Here is a 16284-nt window from a genome sequence, read left to right as displayed (position 1 = left end):
GCTATGACCAGTTGACGCTGGGATAGCCTGTTTTTCATTCATATTTTCTTTCCCAGACGCCTGCCATGTCCCATCTGCCACCGCCTTTGAACCGCCTGCCGTTTCCGGTCATCGGGTCGCCCCTGTTCATCATCAGCAACCCGCAAATGGTGATCGAGCAATGCAAGGCCGGCGTGGTGGGGTCAATGCCGGCGCTCAATGCCCGGCCCGCGGCCCAGCTCGACGACTGGCTGGCCGAGATTACCGAGACGCTGGCTGCGTACGACGCGGCGCATCCGCAGGCACCCTCGGCCCCGTTTGCCATCAACCAGATCGTGCACAAGAGCAACGACCGGCTGGAGCAGGACATGGCCCTGTGCGCCAAGTACAAGGTGCCGATCGTCATCACCAGCCTGGGCGCGCGCGAGGACGTGAACCGCGCGGTGCAAGGCTGGGGTGGCGTGGTGCTGCACGACGTCATCAACAACGTGTTTGCCCACAAGGCCATCGAGAAAGGCGCCGACGGCCTGATCGTGGTGGCAGCAGGGGCGGGCGGCCATGCCAGCGTGAAGAGCCCGTTTGCCATGGTGCAGGAGGTGCGTCAGTGGTTCGACGGCCCGCTGGCGCTGTCGGGCTCGATCGCCAGCGGCGGCGCCATCCTGGCCGCACAGGCCATGGGCGCGGACTTCGCGTACATCGGCTCGGCTTTCATCGCGACGCACGAGGCGCGCGCGGTCGAGGGCTACAAGAAGATGATCACCGAGAGCGACTCCGACGACATCGTCTACTCCAACTTCTACACCGGCATCCACGGCAACTACCTCAAGGGCAGCATCCGCAATGCCGGCATGGACCCGGACAACCTGCCGGTGAGCGATCCGAGCAAGATGAACTTCTCGACCGGTGAGGGCGGCAAGACGGCCAAAGCCTGGAAAGACATCTGGGGCTGCGGCCAGGGCATCGGCGCGATCACCGAGGTGGTGAGCACCGCGGACATGGTCGCCCGCTTCAAGCGCGAGTACCGCGAGGCGCGCGAGCGCCTGCTGGCGATGCCGTACTGACCCGGCGCCAACGAGATCGGTCCCGGCAAAAAGGCCGCTCTTGACGGGCGGCCTTTTTTTTGCGCGCGGCGTGTCTCGAGCTCAGCCCGCGCACCCGCAACCGCTGCCCGAACCACAACCGGCCTGGGCCATGGGCTGGGGTTCAAAGCGGGGGAACAGCACGTTGTTTTCCAGGTGGATGTGGTTGATCAGGTCGTCGTGCAGCTGGGCGATGCCGGCATACAGCGCGCGCCAGGTGTTGCAGGCGCCGTCCGGCGGGGTGGCGTCCTGGGTCATCCCCATCAGGTGCTCCAGCATTTCGCCGTGGCTGGTGTGCTCCTGGCGCATGACGCCGATGGGATAGGCAATCATCGCGGTGCCGCCGGCCCTCAGGTTGGGGAAGATGATCTGTTCTTCCTTTTCCATGTGGTCGAGCAGTTCTACCTGGGCCTGCTCCAGCAAGTCCGCCAATCCGGTGGGCACGGCCGGGTGGTCACGATGCACGGCTTCGACACGGCGCGCCATGCGGATCAGTTCGGGCAGTTGCTCGCGGTGCACGGCGTGGTAACGCTCCAGGATGTGGTCGATCAGTTCGGGGGAAGTGCCGGCGGGCGGCGCATCGTCGCTGCGGTCCAGCGCGGCCAGCTCCTGGACCAGCGTGCTCAGGTCGATCTGCTTGTCCAGCGCGGCCTGGCGCAGGCTGATCTGGCCGCCGCAACAGAAGTCCAGCTTCAGACGACGGAAGATCGCCGTGGCGCCCGGCAGGGCGACCGCGATCTGGCCAATGGGCTGGTCCACCAGCGCGGAGGGGACTTCAATGACCGGGGTCTCGATTCGTGCGTTCATGGCATGGCTTTCTTTAAGATTCATTTAAGATGCATATATTGTTCTATAAAATGCATTCCGTGTGAATCTTTAACCCTGTGCGCGGTCGGGTCATACCAATGCCGACGCTGCCACTGACCGGAGATCCTGCCCACCATGCGCCTGACCCAATGGACCGACTACAGCTTGCGCGTCCTGATGTATTGCGCCGCCAGCGAGGGGCGCGCCAACCCGGTCACGATCAGCGAGATCGCCCAGGCGCACGGCATCTCGCGCAGCCACCTGACCAAGGTGGTGGTAGAGCTCGCAGCCCACGGCCTGCTCGGGACGACCCGGGGTCGCGGCGGCGGGCTGCGGCTGCTCAAGCCGGCTGCTGAGATCGTGGTGGGGGAGGTGGTGCGCCTGAGCGAAAGTGACTTCACGATGGTGGAATGCTTCGACGGGGCGAGCAACCAGTGCCGCTTGGACGGCCATTGCCGCCTCAAGGGCGTGCTTGATGCCGCGCTCCAGGCCTATCTGCAGGTGCTCGATGGCGCCACCCTGGCGGACCTGGTGGCCACCCAGGACGCGCAGACACTGCACCCGCTGAAGCGCCCGCTCGCGCGTTCGCCGGGTCTGCCGCCGGCCCTGCCGCCTGGCTGAGCGGCCTTCGGGAAATCCCCGGGTCGTGCCGGGCCGGTGGCGGTCCCAAACGGGTGGATACTTGCTGCGTCCAGCGCCTGTCGGCCCTTCGCGCCGCCGCGCCCACCGTCATCAACCCAGGAGAAGCGTCCATGAGCATGCAAACCAAGTACCTGCTGAACGAAAGCCAGATGCCCAAGTTCTGGTACAACATCCAGGCCGACCTGCCCAAGCCCCTGCCGGCGGTGCTGCACCCCGGCACGCTGCAGCCGATCGGGCCGGCCGATCTGGCTCCGCTGTTCCCGATGGAGCTGATCCTGCAGGAGGTCAGCACCGAGCGCGAGATTGAAATCCCTGAGCCCGTGCGTGACATCTACAAGCTCTGGCGCCCCGCGCCGCTCTACCGCGCGCACCGTCTTGAAAAGGCCTTGGGCACGCCCGCCAAGATCTTCTACAAATACGAAGGCGTCAGCCCCGCCGGCAGCCACAAGCCCAACACCGCGGTGCCGCAGGCCTTTTACAACGCCGCGGCCGGTGTCAAGCGCCTGACCACCGAAACGGGCGCCGGGCAGTGGGGCACCTCGCTGGCCTTTGCCGGCAACGTTTTCGGGCTGGAGGTGCTGATTTTCCAGGTGCGCGTGTCCTACGACCAGAAGCCGTACCGGCGTGCCGTCATGGAAACCTACGGCGCGCGCTGCCTGCCGTCGCCCTCCACCGAAACCGTCTACGGCCGCAGCGTGCTGGCCCAGCGGCCGGACCATCCGGGCAGCTTGGGCATTGCCATCTCGGAGGCGGTGGAGCTGGCCGTGCAGCGCGAAGACACCAAGTACGCGCTGGGCTCGGTGCTGAACCACGTGCTGATGCACCAGACCATCATCGGCCTGGAAGCCATGGAACAGATGCAGATGGCCGACGTGTGGCCCGACGTGGTGGTGGGCTGCACCGGCGGCGGCTCCAACTTTGCCGGCATCGCCTTCCCGTTCATCGGCCACGGCCTGCGCGGCGGCGCCAAGCCGCGCATCGTGGCGGTGGAGCCGGCGGCCTGCCCGTCGCTCACGCGCGGCAAGTACGCCTACGACTTCGGCGACACCGGCCACATGACGCCGCTGACCAAGATGCACACGCTGGGCAGCACCTTCACCCCGCCGGGCTTCCACGCCGGCGGCCTGCGTTACCACGGCATGGCGCCGCTGGTGTCGCACCTGAAAGAGCTGAACCTGCTGGAAGCCACCGCCTACACCCAGGGCCAGTGCTTCGAGGCCGGCGTGCTGTTTGCCCGCTCCGAGGGCATCGTGCCCGCGCCCGAGGCCAACCATGCGGTCAAGGGCGCCATCGAGGAAGCCCTGCGCTGCAAGCGTGAAGGCAAGAGCGAGACCATCCTGTTCAACCTCTGCGGTCACGGCCACTTCGACATGACGGCCTACCAGAAGTACTTTGCCGGCGAGTTGAAGGACGAGCAGTACGACGAGAAGGAACTGGCCATGGCCTTGTCGGGCCTGCCCAGCGTGCCCGAACCCGCCTGAGCGGGCGGCGCACCAACGGAAAACGCCGCGGATCCGCGGCGTTTTTTTATGCCCGGAACACTTCGAGCAGCCGGTCCAGCCCGCCCATGTCGATGGCCACCTTGGCCTGGGCGCGCACCCGGGGCTTGGCGCGGTAGGCCACCGAGAGGCCCGCCACGCCCATCATCTCCAGGTCGTTGGCGCCATCGCCCATGGCAATCGCCTGCGCGGGGTCGCAGCCGATCAGGCTGCAGGTGCGCAGCAGGGTTTCCTTCTTCATCGCGCCGTCGCAGATGTCGCCCCAGCTCTGGTCCAGCATGCGCCCGGTCAGCACGCCATTCACGATCTCCAGCCGATTGCTGCGCGCAAAGTCCAGCGCCAGGCGCTCGCGCAGGCGTTCGGCAAAGTAGGTGAAGCCGCCGCTGACCAGCAACACCTTCAGCCCGGCCGACTTGCAGGCCAGCACCAGCTCGGCCGCGCCAGGGTTGAGCTGCAGGCGCGAGCGGTAGACGTGGGCCAGGTGCGCCTCGGTCACGCCCTTGAGCAGCGCCACGCGCCGGCGCAGGCTCTCCTTGTAGTCGGTGATCTCGCCGCGCATGGCGGCCTCGGTGATGGCCGCCACCTCCGCCTTGCGCCCGGCGGCATCGGCAATCTCGTCCACGCACTCGATGTTGATCAGCGTGGAGTCCATGTCGAACGCGATCAGCTTGAAGTCGCGCAGGCGCAGCGGGGGCTTGAAACCCTGGATCACAAGGCCGGGGGCGAATTCGATGCGGGCGGGCATGATGGGCGGTGGCTTCAAAGTTGATAGCGGAAAATGACCATTTGGCGCTGGCATGTAGCCATTCTTGCCATAAATTCTATCTGTTCAGCTGGAAAGGGTACTCGATCAAGCAAGTGCAACGTTCGAGCGAAGCGGGCGACGACGGCAGAATGCCAGGCCGGGGCCGGGTGGCCCGCCGTTGGTGCTCCGCTTGAACGAAGGGTTTGGAATTGCTACAGCCCCGCCTTCGCCTTGAAACTGGATGGCAAGGCTTCGTAGTCGTCCGTTCGTGGCATGGCCTGATAGGTCGTGAGAACCTCGATCGGCGGGATGACAAGTTTCCTGGCGTCCAGATCGAGGAAGCCGCCTGTGCTTGTCACTCTGGCTGCCAGTTGGCCGTCGGCGCGGAGGAAGTCGTTTCGGACTTTGAACCGACTACCATCCGGGGCAAGACCGGCCAGAGCAACCGTGATGGAGATCTCCTCCATCCACTGGATCTCTCGACGGTACTCGACTTCGTCCTTCATCACGACCCACGAGATGCGCAGGCGCATGAGTTCTGGAAGCGATAAGCCGTTCTCGGTGAAGAATGCCATGCGAGCGTCGACAGCCCGGTTAAGGTAGGCCGTGTTCGCCATGTGCGCATTGAAATCCATGTCTGCCCAACTGGCAGTGAGCTTGTGGACGTAGTTTGGAAGGGCCAACTGCATCTCCTCGGGTGTACTGAAGCTCTTGGAGTGTGGAATCGGAAGGGCGTGCCCAACTGTGAGGCCTGACGCAATTCAGGCGACCGCCAAATCTGGTTGGCCAGTATAGGCGACGGGATATCCCCTGGACCCCAGTCTGAAGGTCCTGGCTTTTTCCGTCGGCATAGCAGGGAGGCCATGCGTAGCACCGTTTCCAGACTCGCCGATTGCAGCCCAGGACCGCATTAACCAGTCGTCTATCCTGGCGGCCCCCCGGCAGACTCAGATGATTTGTCCTCGCTGGGCAAGGTCAATTTGGATCGACTTTGGCAAGCCAGCGACGCGCCAAGCAGAGTCCGGGGCCGTGGCGTCCGTCGATTTCTGGGCCTTTGACAGCATGAGGCGGGCGCGATGGCGCTGGAATCTGCCGGCAGGGACTCACAATCACTCCCGAATAAATAGCGCATGATGACCATTCCGTGCTGGGATGATGCCATTTTGATGCTGAAAATGGCTCGGAAAGGCTCTCTTAGCCAGCCTCAGCCGTGGGAGGGGCCTGCATATGCCGTTCGGGCATGCTGAAACAGCCTCCTCAGGGCAGAAACTTCCGCCAGGTGCCGATGTTGTACACGTCGGGATAACCGTTTTTCTTCAGCAGCAGTTTCGCCATGCCGCTGCGCGATCCGCTGGCGCAGCCGACGACGACGGGGGACGACTTGGGTATTTCGCCCAGCCGGCTGCTCAGTTCCTGCAAGGGGATATTCAGGGTGCCGGGGGCGTGGCCACTGGCATATTCGCCGGCGCTGCGCACGTCCACCAGGGTGGCGCCGCGTTGTCTGAGTTCGGGCAGCAGGCCGGCGACTTTTCGGGCGTTCCACCATTTGTAGCCAAACCAGAGCGCCAGCGCCAGAAACGGCCAGTATTGCTTGAATGCGTTTGAGAAATCCATATCGATCCCAGTATGAAAGTTGACTGTCCGTGTTGATGTATCACGCAGAGAGACGGGTGTGCGCCTACGGCGCGGCCGCCACGGGTGTGCCTAGCGATCTCAGCACATCGCGCACCATCTGCGCGCGGGCTACTGCGGAAGGCAGTTCGCGCTCGATGCGCAATTTCTCGTTGCCAACCAGCTTGATGTGCCGGTTCTTCTGGATCAGTTCGATGATGCGCATCGAATCGACCGGCGGGTTGGGCTTGAACGTGATGTGGATGACCCCCGGCGCCGCGTCCACCTTCACCACGCCGTAGGGCTGGCTCAGCACCCGCAGGCGGTGCACGTCGATCAGCGTCTGGGCCTGGGTCGGCAGCTTGCCGAAGCGGTCGACGATTTCTTCCAGCAGGGCGTCGATCTGGTCCGCCGTCTTCGACGTGGCCAGCTTCTTGTAAAACGACAGGCGCAGGTGCACGTCGCCGCAGTAGTCGTTGGGCAGCAGGGCCGGGGCGTGCAGGTTGATGTCGGTGGTGACGGACAGCGGCGCCAGCAGGTCGGGCTCCTTGCCGTTCTTCAGGCAGCGCACGGCCTCGGCCAGCATCTCGTTGTAGAGCTGGAAGCCCACTTCGAGCATGTTGCCGCTCTGTTTCTCGCCCAGCACCTCGCCGGCGCCGCGAATTTCCAGGTCGTGCATGGCCAGGTAGAAGCCGGAGCCGAGCTCTTCCATCGACTGGATCGCGTCCAGCCGCTGCTGGGCCTGCTTGGTCAGGCCCTGGGTGTCAGGCACCATCAGGTAGGCATAGGCCTGGTGGTGGCTGCGGCCCACGCGCCCGCGCAGCTGGTGCAGCTGGGCCAGGCCGAACTTGTCGGCGCGGGCCATCACGATGGTGTTGGCGGTGGGCACGTCAATGCCGGTCTCGATGATGGTGGAGCACAACAGCAGGTTGCTGCGCTGGGCCACGAAGTCGCGCATCACGCGCTCGAGCTCGCGCTCGGGCATCTGGCCGTGGGCCACGGCGATTCGCGCCTCCGGCAGGATCTCTTCGAGTTTCTGGCGCCGGTTTTCGATGGTCTCCACCTCGTTGTGCAGGAAGTAGATCTGCCCGCCGCGCTTTAACTCCCGCAGAACGGCCTCTCGGATCACGCCGTTGCCCTCGTTGCGCACGAAGGTCTTGATCGCCAGGCGACGCTGCGGCGCCGTGGCGATGACGCTCAGGTCACGCAGGCCCTCCAGCGCCATGCCCAGCGTGCGGGGAATCGGCGTGGCGGTCAGCGTGAGCACGTCCACTTCGGCGCGCAGGGCTTTCATCTGCTCCTTGTGGCGCACGCCAAAGCGGTGTTCCTCGTCGATGATGAGCAGGCCCAGGTTCTTGAAGTGGGTGGATTCGCTCAGCAGCTTGTGCGTGCCGACCACGATGTCCACGCTGCCGTCGGCCAGGCCTTTGAGCGCCGCGTTGACCTCCTTGCCGGAGCGAAAGCGCGACACCTCGGCCACCTTGACCGGCCACTTCGAGAAGCGGTCCACCAGCGTCTGGTAGTGCTGCTCGGCCAGCAGGGTGGTGGGTGCCAGCAGCGCCACCTGCTTGCCGCCGGTGACGGCTACGAAGGCGGCGCGCAGGGCCACCTCGGTCTTGCCGAAGCCGACGTCGCCGCAGACCAGGCGGTCCATCGGGCGCGGGCTGATCATGTCCTGGATCACGGCGTGGATGGCGGCGTTCTGGTCGGCGGTTTCCTCGAAACCGAAATCGGCGGCAAAGGCCTCGTAGTCGTGCGGCGAGTAGCGGAAGGCATGGCCTTCGCGGGCGGCGCGGCGGGCGTAGATGTTCAGCAGCTCGGCGGCGGCGTCGCGCACCTGCTCGGCGGCCTTGCGCCGGGCTTTTTCCCACTGACCGCTGCCGAGCTTGTGCAGCGGCGCCTCGTCGGCGCTGACGCCTGTGTAGCGGCTGATCTGCTGCAGCTGGCTGACCGGCACGTACAGCACGGCCTTGTCGGCGTATTCGAGGTGCAGGAACTCCTGCAGTGCAGGTTCGCCGTTCGCGTCCTTCTCGCCCAGGTCCAGATTGATCAGGCCCCGGTAGCGGCCGATGCCGTGGGCGGCATGCACCACCGGGTCGCCGACGTTCAGCTCGGCCAGGTCCTTGATCAGGGCCTCGACGTCGCTGACCTGTTCCTGCTTCTTGCGTCGGCGCGCGGTGGGGCCGGCGGCGAAGAGTTCGGTCTCGGTGACGAGATCCAGGCCGTCTTCCAGCCAGGCGAAGCCGGCGGTCAGCGCGGCGGTGGCAATGCCGACGGGTTCGCTGCTGGCCTGGAATTCGGCCAGCGAGTCGAAGGCCGGCGGGTTGACGCCGCTGGCGCGCAGGAAATCGAGCAGGCTCTCGCGGCGGCCATCACTTTCGGCCAGCAGCAGCACCCGGTTCGGCGTGGCGCGCAGGTGGGCCTGCAGCCGGGCCAGCGGCTCGTCGGCGCCGCGCACGACGGTGAGGTCGCCGAGCTTCTGGAAATAGGCACTGTCCTCGACGTCGTTGACGCCCGAGCCGGCGCCGGGCCGCCCCAAGCCTGCGAGCGCCCCCTCGGGGGGCAGCGAACCACGCGCAGCGGGGAGCGTGGGGGCAGACGGACGGATGGCGAGCTGGGCGTGTTCGTTGGCGCGGGCGTAGAAGGGCTCGATGCCCAGGAACAGCGCCTCGGGCGCCAACACCGGGCGTTCGGGGTCGCCCTGCACGAGACGGTAGCGCTCCTTGGTGTCCTGCCAGAAGTGCTGGAACGCCGGCTCCAGGTCGCCGTGCAGCACCACCGTGGCGTCGGCACCGAGGTAGTCGAAGACGGTGGCGGTGTCGTCGAAGAACAGCGGCAGGTAGTACTCGATGCCGGCCGTGGCCACGCCGTTGCCGATGTCCTTGTAGATGCGGCTCTTGGTGGGGTCGCCTTCAAGCAGCTCGCGCCAGCGGCTGCGGAACTTGGCCCGCGCGCCGTCGTCCATAGGGAACTCGCGGCCGGGCAGCAGGCGGACCTCGGGCACCGGGTACAGGCTGCGCTGGCTGTCGGGGTCGAAGGTGCGAATGCTGTCGATCTCGTCGTCGAACAGGTCCACGCGGTAGGGCACGGCACTGCCCATGGGGAACAGGTCGATCAGCCCGCCGCGCACCGCGTACTCGCCGGGGCTTACCACCTGAGTGACGTGGCTGTAGCCGGCCAGGGTCAGCTGGCCCTTGAGCCGGGCCTCGTCGAGCTTCTGCTTGACCTTGAAGTGAAAGGTGTAGCCCGCCAGGAAGGCGGGTGGCGCCAGCCGGTACAGGGCCGTGGTGGCCGGCACGACCACCACGTCAGCGCCTGTCTCTTTGTCGCGCTGCTGGATGCGCCACAGCGTGGCCAGGCGCTCGCTGATCAGGTCCTGGTGCGGCGAGAAGGTGTCATAGGGCAGGGTCTCCCAGTCCGGAAACAGCGCGCAGCGCAGGTCCGGCGCAAAAAAGGCCATTTCGTCGATGAGGCGCTGCGCGTCGGTGGCGTCGGCGGTGATGATGGCCGTCAGTCGACGGGCCGCCTTTTCGCGGGTGGCCAGCTGCGCCAGCAGCAGGGAATCGGCCGAGCCGGCCGGGCGGGGCAGGGTGTAGCGCCTGCCGGGCACAAGTTTGGGTAGGTCCATGGAAACCGAAAAAGCCAAGCACCCCCCGGCCGGGATTGGCGGGGGGTGCAGGTGTTCTGTAAGGATGTCGATTCTAGAATGGGTACCCGCTCATGACCGAACCGCTCCATTCCACGTCGCCTGCCGACGCCGTCCGCCTGTTCGCCCTGATTCCGTGCGCCGGCAGCGGCTCGCGCGCCGGCACCGCCCAGCCCAAGCAATACCAGGTGATCGCCGGACAGCCCATGGTGCTGCATACGCTGGCCGCTTTCAGTGGCGTGGCGCGGCTGACCGGCTGCCTGGTGGTCGTGGCGCCGAGCGACAGCGTCCTGAACGTCGATGACCAGCGCACGGTGGTGGTGCCCTGTGGCGGCGCCACCCGTGCCGAAAGCGTGCTGAACGGCCTGGAGCATCTTCTGGCCCACGGCGTTCGAGCGCAGGACTGGGTGCTGGTGCACGATGCGGCGCGCTGCCTCGTGACACCGGCGCAGATCAATGCCTTGATCGACGCCTGCCAAGGCGATGCGGTCGGCGGGCTGCTGGCGCTGCCACTGGCGGACACGCTCAAGAACGCGCAGGGCGAGCGCGTGTCCGGCACGGTGGATCGGGCCGACAAGTGGCTGGCCCAGACGCCCCAGATGTTCCGCGTGGGCGCACTGTCGGTGGCCCTGCGTCGCGCCCTTGCCGTTGCCGGAGCTGGCATCACGGATGAATCCAGTGCCATGGAAGTCCTGGGCCACCAGCCGATGCTCGTGCGCGGCAGCGCGCACAACTTCAAGGTGACCTATCCTGAGGACTTTGCCCTGGCCGAAGCCATCCTGAATAACCGAGCCGCATGAACACACCCATCAATTTCCGTATCGGCGAGGGCTGGGACGTCCACGCTCTGGTGCCGGGCCGCCCGCTGGTCATCGGCGGGGTCACCATCCCGCATCCCGTGGGCCTGCTCGGCCACTCCGATGCCGACGTGCTGCTGCACGCCATCACCGACGCGCTGCTGGGGGCGGCCGCGCTGGGCGACATCGGCGCGCATTTCCCCGATACCGACCCGGTTTTCCGGGGTGCCGACTCGTTGCGCCTGCTTGCCGAGGCCGTCCGGCGGGTGCGCCAGGAGGGGTGGCAGGTCGGCAATATCGATTGCACCGTCGTGGCCCAGGCACCCCGGATGGCGCCGTACCGCGAGGCCATGCGCGACGCCATTGCCCGGGCCCTGGGCATCGAGCCCGGGCAGGTCAACGTGAAGGCCAAGACCGCTGAAAAACTGGGGCCGGTGGGGCAGGGCCAGAGCATCGAGGCGCACGCCATTTCGCTCATTTATCGATAGCATAATACGACCACCTGACGCTGGGTATCTGCCAATAAAGTGCCGAATTTCCCTTGCTGACGGCTATTTGGCGGCTTGCAGCTTGATGTGCGCCGCCAGACCGCCCGAACTGCTGTTGGCCAGCGCGAAACTGCCGCCCATGCGCTGCACCGTCTTGTCGACGATCGACAGCCCGAGGCCGGCGCCGGTGGCCGCGGTGCGGGCCGCGTCGCCGCGGAAGAAGGGCTTGGTCAGCTTGTCCAACGCCTCCGGGGACACGCCGATACCGTGGTCGCGCACCTTGATCAGCACCCAGTCCTCGCGCTGGCGCGCGGCGATTTCCACCACCGCCACCCCCGTCTGCGGCGACTTGCCGTAGCGCCGGGCGTTCTCCAGCAGGTTGGACAGCACGCGTGCCAGCTCCACCTCGTCGGCCATCACGCGCAGCTGCGGGTGCACGTCGGTGCGCACGATGATATCGTCCGCGTGCCGGAACGGGTAGGCGCAGGCCTCCACCACCTCGGCCAGAGAGACGGCGGTCAGTGCCGCCAGTCCGGGACGGGCGTATTCGAGGAACTTGTCGATGATGGCGTCGAGCTGCGCGATGTCAGCCACCATGTGCTCTCGCGCTTCCTCGTCAGCCACACTCATCTCGGTCTCCAGCCGCAGGCGCGCGAGCGGCGTGCGCAGGTCATGCGAGATGCCGGCCAGCATCACCGCGCGGTCCTGCTCGATCTTGGCCAACTGCTCGGCCATGCGGTTGAAGCCGATGTTGACCTCGCGGATCTCGCTGGTGGCAACCTGTTCGTCAAGGTGGCTGGCGTCGAAGTCCCCGCCGCGCACCCGGCTGGCCGCGAAAGACAGCTGCTTCAGCGGCTGGTTGATCAGCCGAGCGATGAAGGCCGCGCCGGTCAGCGACAGGGCCGCGGCCACCACCAGCCAGATCATCCAGGTCTTGCTGCCGAGCGGGCTGACGCGTGAGCGGTCCACCTGCAGCCAGTAGCTGTCCCTCTCGATCAGGAATCCGACCCAAAGCCCCTCCGTGCCGTTGACCCGGCTGGCCACCACGGTGCCGGGCCCGAGGCGGCGCGCCAGCTCGTCGCTGATGCGCTGGTCCAGGTCGTTCTGGGTGAATGGGTCCCAACGGTCGCCGGGCTCGCGCGGCAGGATGCGCAGTGCCTCCTGGTCCGCCAGCGTCTTGATCAGGGATACCCGCGCGATGGCGTCCGAGTGGATCAGCGCGGCGCGGCTGAGGTTGACCAACGAGGCCACCTGCTGCGCGGCCAGGATGGCGCGGGGTTCGTATTCGAGCGCCCGGAAGGTCTGCAACCACGCCACCGTGCTACCCACCAGCAGCAGCGCCAGCATGAAAAAGGTGCGCCAGAAGAGGTTCAGCCCGATGCGCGGGCGCGACTCCAGTGGCGCTGGCGCCGTCTCCAGCGGAATCGCCCCGGAATGCCCGTCCGCTCGTGCTGCGGATGCTGGACGTGCCGTCTTTCGTTTCAGCGTGAACAAGGCCGTGCCCGGTTCAGCCCGCGCCATCCGGCACGAATACGTAGCCCACCCCCCAGACGGTCTGGATGTAGCGCGGCGCCGCCGGATCCTGCTCGATGAGCTTGCGCAGGCGCGAGACCTGGACGTCGAGGCTGCGGTCAAACGGCTCGAACTCCCGGCCGCGCGCGAGCTGGGCCAGTTTTTCACGAGACAGCGGCTGGCGCGGATGGCGCGCCAACGCCTTGAGCATCGCAAACTCGCCGGTGGTCAGCGGCAGCTCTTCACCGTTGCGGCGCAGCAGTCGCGCGCCCAGGTCGAAGGTGAACGGGCCGAAAACCAGGACTTCGCTCTCGCTGGAGGGCGCACCTGGCGCCTCCGGCGACGGCCTGCGCCGCAGGACGGCGTGGATCCGCGCCAGCAGTTCACGCGGGTTGAACGGCTTGCCAAGGTAGTCATCGGCGCCGACTTCCAGCCCGACGATGCGGTCGACATCCTCGCCCTTGGCGGTCAGCATGATGATGGGCGTGCGGTCGTTGGCGGCGCGCAGTCGCCGGCAGATGGACAGCCCGTCTTCGCCCGGCATCATCAGATCCAGCACGATCAGATCGACCGTCTCGCGCAGGAGGATGCGGCTCAGGGCCTTGCCGTCTTCGGCCACCATGACTTCGAATCCTTCCTGCGTGAGGTAGCGACGGAGCAGATCCCGGATGCGTGCGTCGTCGTCGACGACCAGGATCTTGTCGGTGCGGGCGGTATGGGCATTCATGGTGTGGGTCTGAATTTGTAACAGAGCCGATTCTGTGCGAGTTGGCGTCAGCCAGACCCGGTTTGGTGCTCGCCTTTTCACACTGTTACAAATATGATGGCGCCGCCAGCATCGCTGCAGTCAAACTGCATGGAACCGAGGGTGAAAGGATCACCGCCCGGGTGATCTCTTCTTGCCCATTCCGCCAGTTCCTTCCCTTATCCAACCTTGAATTAGTCATGAAACTCTTCACGCGCCTGTATGTCTCGATCGCTCTGATGTCCTGCGCCGGCATGCTGCAAGCCCAGGGCACGGCCGTGGCGCCACCCCAGAACGTCGCTCAACTCTCCGCCAGCGGAGCGGTCGAAGTGGTGCAGGACATGCTGGCGATGACCTTGAACACCACGCGCGAGGGTTCGGATCCAACGACCGTGCAGACCCAGCTGAAAACAGCGCTGGACGCGGCACTGGCCGAGGCCAGGAAAGCAGCCTTGCCCGGCCAGCTGGATGTGCGCACCGGCCAGTTCAGCCTGTATCCGCGCTACGGGCGCGAGGGCAAGATCAGCAACTGGGTGGGCTCGGCCGAACTGGTGCTCGAAGGCCGGGACTTCACACGGATCAGCACCACGGCGGGCAAGATCCAGGGCATGGCCGTGGCGCAGACGTCATTCAGCCTCAGCCGCGAACAACGGGAGCGGGTGGAAGGCGAGGCGCAGGCCCTGGCCATCAACCGGTTCAAGGCCCGGGCCGCTGATGTGGCGCGGGGTTTTGGCTTTTCCGCCTACACCCTGCGTGAAATTGCCGTGAACAGCAACGATCAGGGGGGCTTCCCGCGACCGCGCATGATGGCCATGGAAGCCAAGGCGGCGTCCGACGCGCCCGTTCCGGTCGAGGCGGGGCGCAGCACGGTGCAGGTGACGGTATCCGGCTCGATCCAGATGCGCTGAGGGCCAAAAGCCAGCCTTTCCAAGCCTTTCCCAGCGCGGAATGGTCGTTGTCAGCTATTGTTTACGTAGCGAACTGACCCCGGCTTATTGCGCGATCCAGCCGCCGTCCATGGTCCAGGCGACGCCGCGCACGTTGTTGCCGGCGCTCGAGCAGAAGAAGACGGCCAGTTCGCCCAGCTCATCGGGCGTGGTGAACTGCATCGAGGGCTCTTTCTCGCCCAGCAGGACCTTTTTCGCCTCGTCATTGCTGATGCCCAGCGCGGCGGCCTTCGCATCCACCTGTTTCTGAACGAGCGGCGTCAGCACCCAGCCGGGACAGATCGCATTGCAGGTGACCCCGGTGGTGGCGTTTTCGAGCGCCGTCACCTTGGTCAGTCCGACAATGCCGTGCTTGGCGGCCACGTAGGCGGACTTCTCGGCCGAGGCCACGAGGCCGTGCACCGAGGCCACGTTGATGATGCGGCCCCAATCGGCCTGGCGCATGGCGGGCAGCGCCAGGCGCGTGGCATGGAAGGCGCTGCTCAAGTTGATCGCGATGATGGCATCCCAGCGCTCGACGGGAAAATCCTCGATGCGAGCAACATGCTGAATGCCGGCGTTGTTGACCAGAATGTCGACGCGGCCGAATTCGGCGGCGGCGTAGGCCATCATGGCCTCGATCTCCCCCGGCTTGCTCATGTCGGCGCCGTGGTACCCCACCTTGACGCCCAACGCGGCAATCTCGGCGCGCGGACCCTGGTTATCGCCAAAGCCGTTGAGCACGATGTTCGCGCCCTGGCGCGCCAGCGCCTTTGCAATCCCCAGGCCGATGCCGCTGGTGGAGCCGGTAACGAGGGCGGTTTTGCCTTTCAGCATGATGTGATCTCCAATTGAATTACGATGCAGACGAGCGAATCTGGAACCCGCATTTCACCATGACTGAACCTACGCTGAATTACGTACTGTGCCCCGATGCGGCGGGCGGCCACCGCATGGCTTACTGGCAGTGGGGCCAGGCTTCAGCGCCGCATCTGCTGGTTTGCGGACACGGACTTGCGCGCCAGGGTCGCGATTTCGACACGCTGGCACGAGAGCTGGTGGCCCGTGCCGACGGCCCGATTCGCGTGGTCTGCCCTGACGTGGTCGGGCGCGGGCGCAGCGACTGGCTGAAAGATCCGATGGGCTACCAGATACCGACCTACGTGGGCGACATGCTGGCACTTCTGGCAGAGCTGCATCAACAGGCGCCGATCGGCAACCTGGACTGGGTGGGAACCAGCATGGGCGGGCTGATCGGACTCCTGCTGGCGGGCCAGCCGGACCTGCCGCGGCCGGCACCGGTTCGTCGTCTCGTGCTCAACGACGTGGGGCCGGTGATCGAGTGGCGGGCGTTGCTGCGCATTGGCGAGTACATCGGCCAGGTCGGCCATTTCGATTCGGTGCAGCAGGCTGCGGATGCGATGTGGCTGGTGTCCACGACCTTTGGCCCGCACACGCCCGAGCAGTGGCTTGCGCTTTCGCAGGCCATGGTGCGCCCCAGCCCCGATGGCGGGTTCACGCTTCACTACGACCCCGCCATCGCCGTGCCACTGAGGACCGTGACGCAGCAAGCGGCGCAGCAAGGCGAGGCGGTGCTCTGGCAGCTCTACGATGCGGTGCCGTCCGAGACCCTGCTGCTGCGCGGCGCGCTGTCCGATCTGCTGTCGCGGCAGACCGCCGAGGCCATGACAAGGCGCGGCCCCAAGGCCCGGCTCGTGGAGATCGAAGGGGTCGGGCATGCGCCCACGCTCATCGCGCAGGAGCAGATCGACGTGGTCGCTTCGTTCCTTCTGAATCCTTGAGTGCGG

Annotated in this window: 15 protein-coding genes; 7 read left to right on the top strand and 8 right to left on the bottom strand. The window is 66.1% G+C overall.

Annotated features, from left to right (window positions below):
- Nucleotides 1-65: 65 nt before the first annotated feature.
- Complete coding sequence (locus tag ACMUOY_RS00965; protein ID WP_413890136.1) at nt 66-1040, top strand: NAD(P)H-dependent flavin oxidoreductase; 975 nt, start codon at nt 66-68, stop codon at nt 1038-1040.
- 81 nt (nt 1041-1121) lie between these two features.
- Here the strand turns inward: ACMUOY_RS00965 and ytfE are convergent, their stop codons facing one another.
- Complete coding sequence (gene ytfE, locus ACMUOY_RS00960) at nt 1122-1865, bottom strand: iron-sulfur cluster repair protein YtfE (RefSeq protein ID WP_413890134.1); 744 nt, start codon at nt 1863-1865, stop codon at nt 1122-1124.
- A 135-nt stretch (nt 1866-2000) separates the two neighbouring features.
- Between ytfE and ACMUOY_RS00955 the strand changes: the two genes are divergently transcribed.
- The gene (locus tag ACMUOY_RS00955; protein ID WP_413890132.1) at nt 2001-2486 is read left to right on the top strand and encodes an Rrf2 family transcriptional regulator; all 486 of its coding nucleotides are present in this window, start codon (nt 2001-2003) and stop codon (nt 2484-2486) included.
- 131 nt (nt 2487-2617) lie between these two features.
- The gene (locus ACMUOY_RS00950) at nt 2618-3988 is read left to right on the top strand and encodes a TrpB-like pyridoxal phosphate-dependent enzyme (RefSeq protein ID WP_413890130.1); all 1371 of its coding nucleotides are present in this window, start codon (nt 2618-2620) and stop codon (nt 3986-3988) included.
- A gap of 46 nt (nt 3989-4034) precedes the next feature.
- Here the strand turns inward: ACMUOY_RS00950 and serB are convergent, their stop codons facing one another.
- The 4 genes from serB to mfd all read right to left on the bottom strand — a co-directional run bounded on the left by serB (nt 4035) and on the right by mfd (nt 9990).
- A complete protein-coding gene (serB, locus tag ACMUOY_RS00945; protein ID WP_413890128.1) occupies nt 4035-4751 on the bottom strand; it encodes a phosphoserine phosphatase SerB in 717 nt (238 codons plus the stop codon).
- Between the two features lie 212 nt (nt 4752-4963).
- On the bottom strand, nt 4964-5434 hold the full coding sequence (locus tag ACMUOY_RS00940) for an acyl-CoA thioesterase (protein ID WP_413890126.1): 471 nt from the start codon (nt 5432-5434) through the stop codon (nt 4964-4966).
- Nucleotides 5435-6008: 574 nt separating this feature from the next.
- The gene (locus ACMUOY_RS00935; RefSeq protein WP_413890124.1) at nt 6009-6365 is read right to left on the bottom strand and encodes a rhodanese-like domain-containing protein; all 357 of its coding nucleotides are present in this window, start codon (nt 6363-6365) and stop codon (nt 6009-6011) included.
- Nucleotides 6366-6429: 64 nt separating this feature from the next.
- Entirely contained in the window at nt 6430-9990 is a 3561-nt protein-coding gene (gene mfd / locus ACMUOY_RS00930; RefSeq protein WP_413890122.1) for a transcription-repair coupling factor, read from the bottom strand.
- 92 nt (nt 9991-10082) lie between these two features.
- On the opposite strand from mfd, the gene ispD reads away from it, so the two are divergent.
- Entirely contained in the window at nt 10083-10808 is a 726-nt protein-coding gene (ispD, locus tag ACMUOY_RS00925; RefSeq protein ID WP_413890120.1) for a 2-C-methyl-D-erythritol 4-phosphate cytidylyltransferase, read from the top strand.
- Nucleotides 10809-10816: 8 nt separating this feature from the next.
- Entirely contained in the window at nt 10817-11293 is a 477-nt protein-coding gene (gene ispF, locus ACMUOY_RS00920; protein WP_413890240.1) for a 2-C-methyl-D-erythritol 2,4-cyclodiphosphate synthase, read from the top strand.
- 63 nt (nt 11294-11356) lie between these two features.
- Here the strand turns inward: ispF and ACMUOY_RS00915 are convergent, their stop codons facing one another.
- Together ACMUOY_RS00915 and ompR are read right to left on the bottom strand one after the other, a co-directional pair.
- Nucleotides 11357-12718 carry an ATP-binding protein gene (locus ACMUOY_RS00915; protein WP_413890238.1) on the bottom strand — a complete coding sequence of 454 codons (1362 nt, stop codon included), beginning with the start codon at nt 12716-12718 and terminating at the stop codon, nt 11357-11359.
- Nucleotides 12719-12800: 82 nt separating this feature from the next.
- Nucleotides 12801-13532: a two-component system response regulator OmpR gene (gene ompR, locus ACMUOY_RS00910; RefSeq protein WP_413890118.1), complete on the bottom strand. Its 732-nt coding sequence runs from the start codon at nt 13530-13532 to the stop codon at nt 12801-12803.
- A 218-nt stretch (nt 13533-13750) separates the two neighbouring features.
- Here ompR and ACMUOY_RS00905 point away from each other — a divergent pair, with 218 nt between their 5' ends.
- Entirely contained in the window at nt 13751-14458 is a 708-nt protein-coding gene (locus ACMUOY_RS00905; RefSeq protein WP_413890116.1) for an SIMPL domain-containing protein, read from the top strand.
- An 84-nt stretch (nt 14459-14542) separates the two neighbouring features.
- Here ACMUOY_RS00905 and ACMUOY_RS00900 read toward each other — a convergent pair whose 3' ends face one another.
- The gene (locus ACMUOY_RS00900; protein WP_413890114.1) at nt 14543-15313 is read right to left on the bottom strand and encodes a 3-hydroxybutyrate dehydrogenase; all 771 of its coding nucleotides are present in this window, start codon (nt 15311-15313) and stop codon (nt 14543-14545) included.
- A 59-nt stretch (nt 15314-15372) separates the two neighbouring features.
- On the opposite strand from ACMUOY_RS00900, the gene ACMUOY_RS00895 reads away from it, so the two are divergent.
- Complete coding sequence (locus tag ACMUOY_RS00895; protein ID WP_413890112.1) at nt 15373-16278, top strand: alpha/beta fold hydrolase; 906 nt, start codon at nt 15373-15375, stop codon at nt 16276-16278.
- Nucleotides 16279-16284 lie beyond the last annotated feature (6 nt).

This window comes from Candidatus Skiveiella danica, assembly GCF_022705245.1.
Lineage (GTDB): Bacteria > Pseudomonadota > Gammaproteobacteria > Burkholderiales > Burkholderiaceae_C > Skiveiella > Skiveiella danica.
The sequence above is the reverse complement of the archived record's forward strand: the minus strand, read 5'-3'. Positions and strand labels throughout refer to the sequence as shown.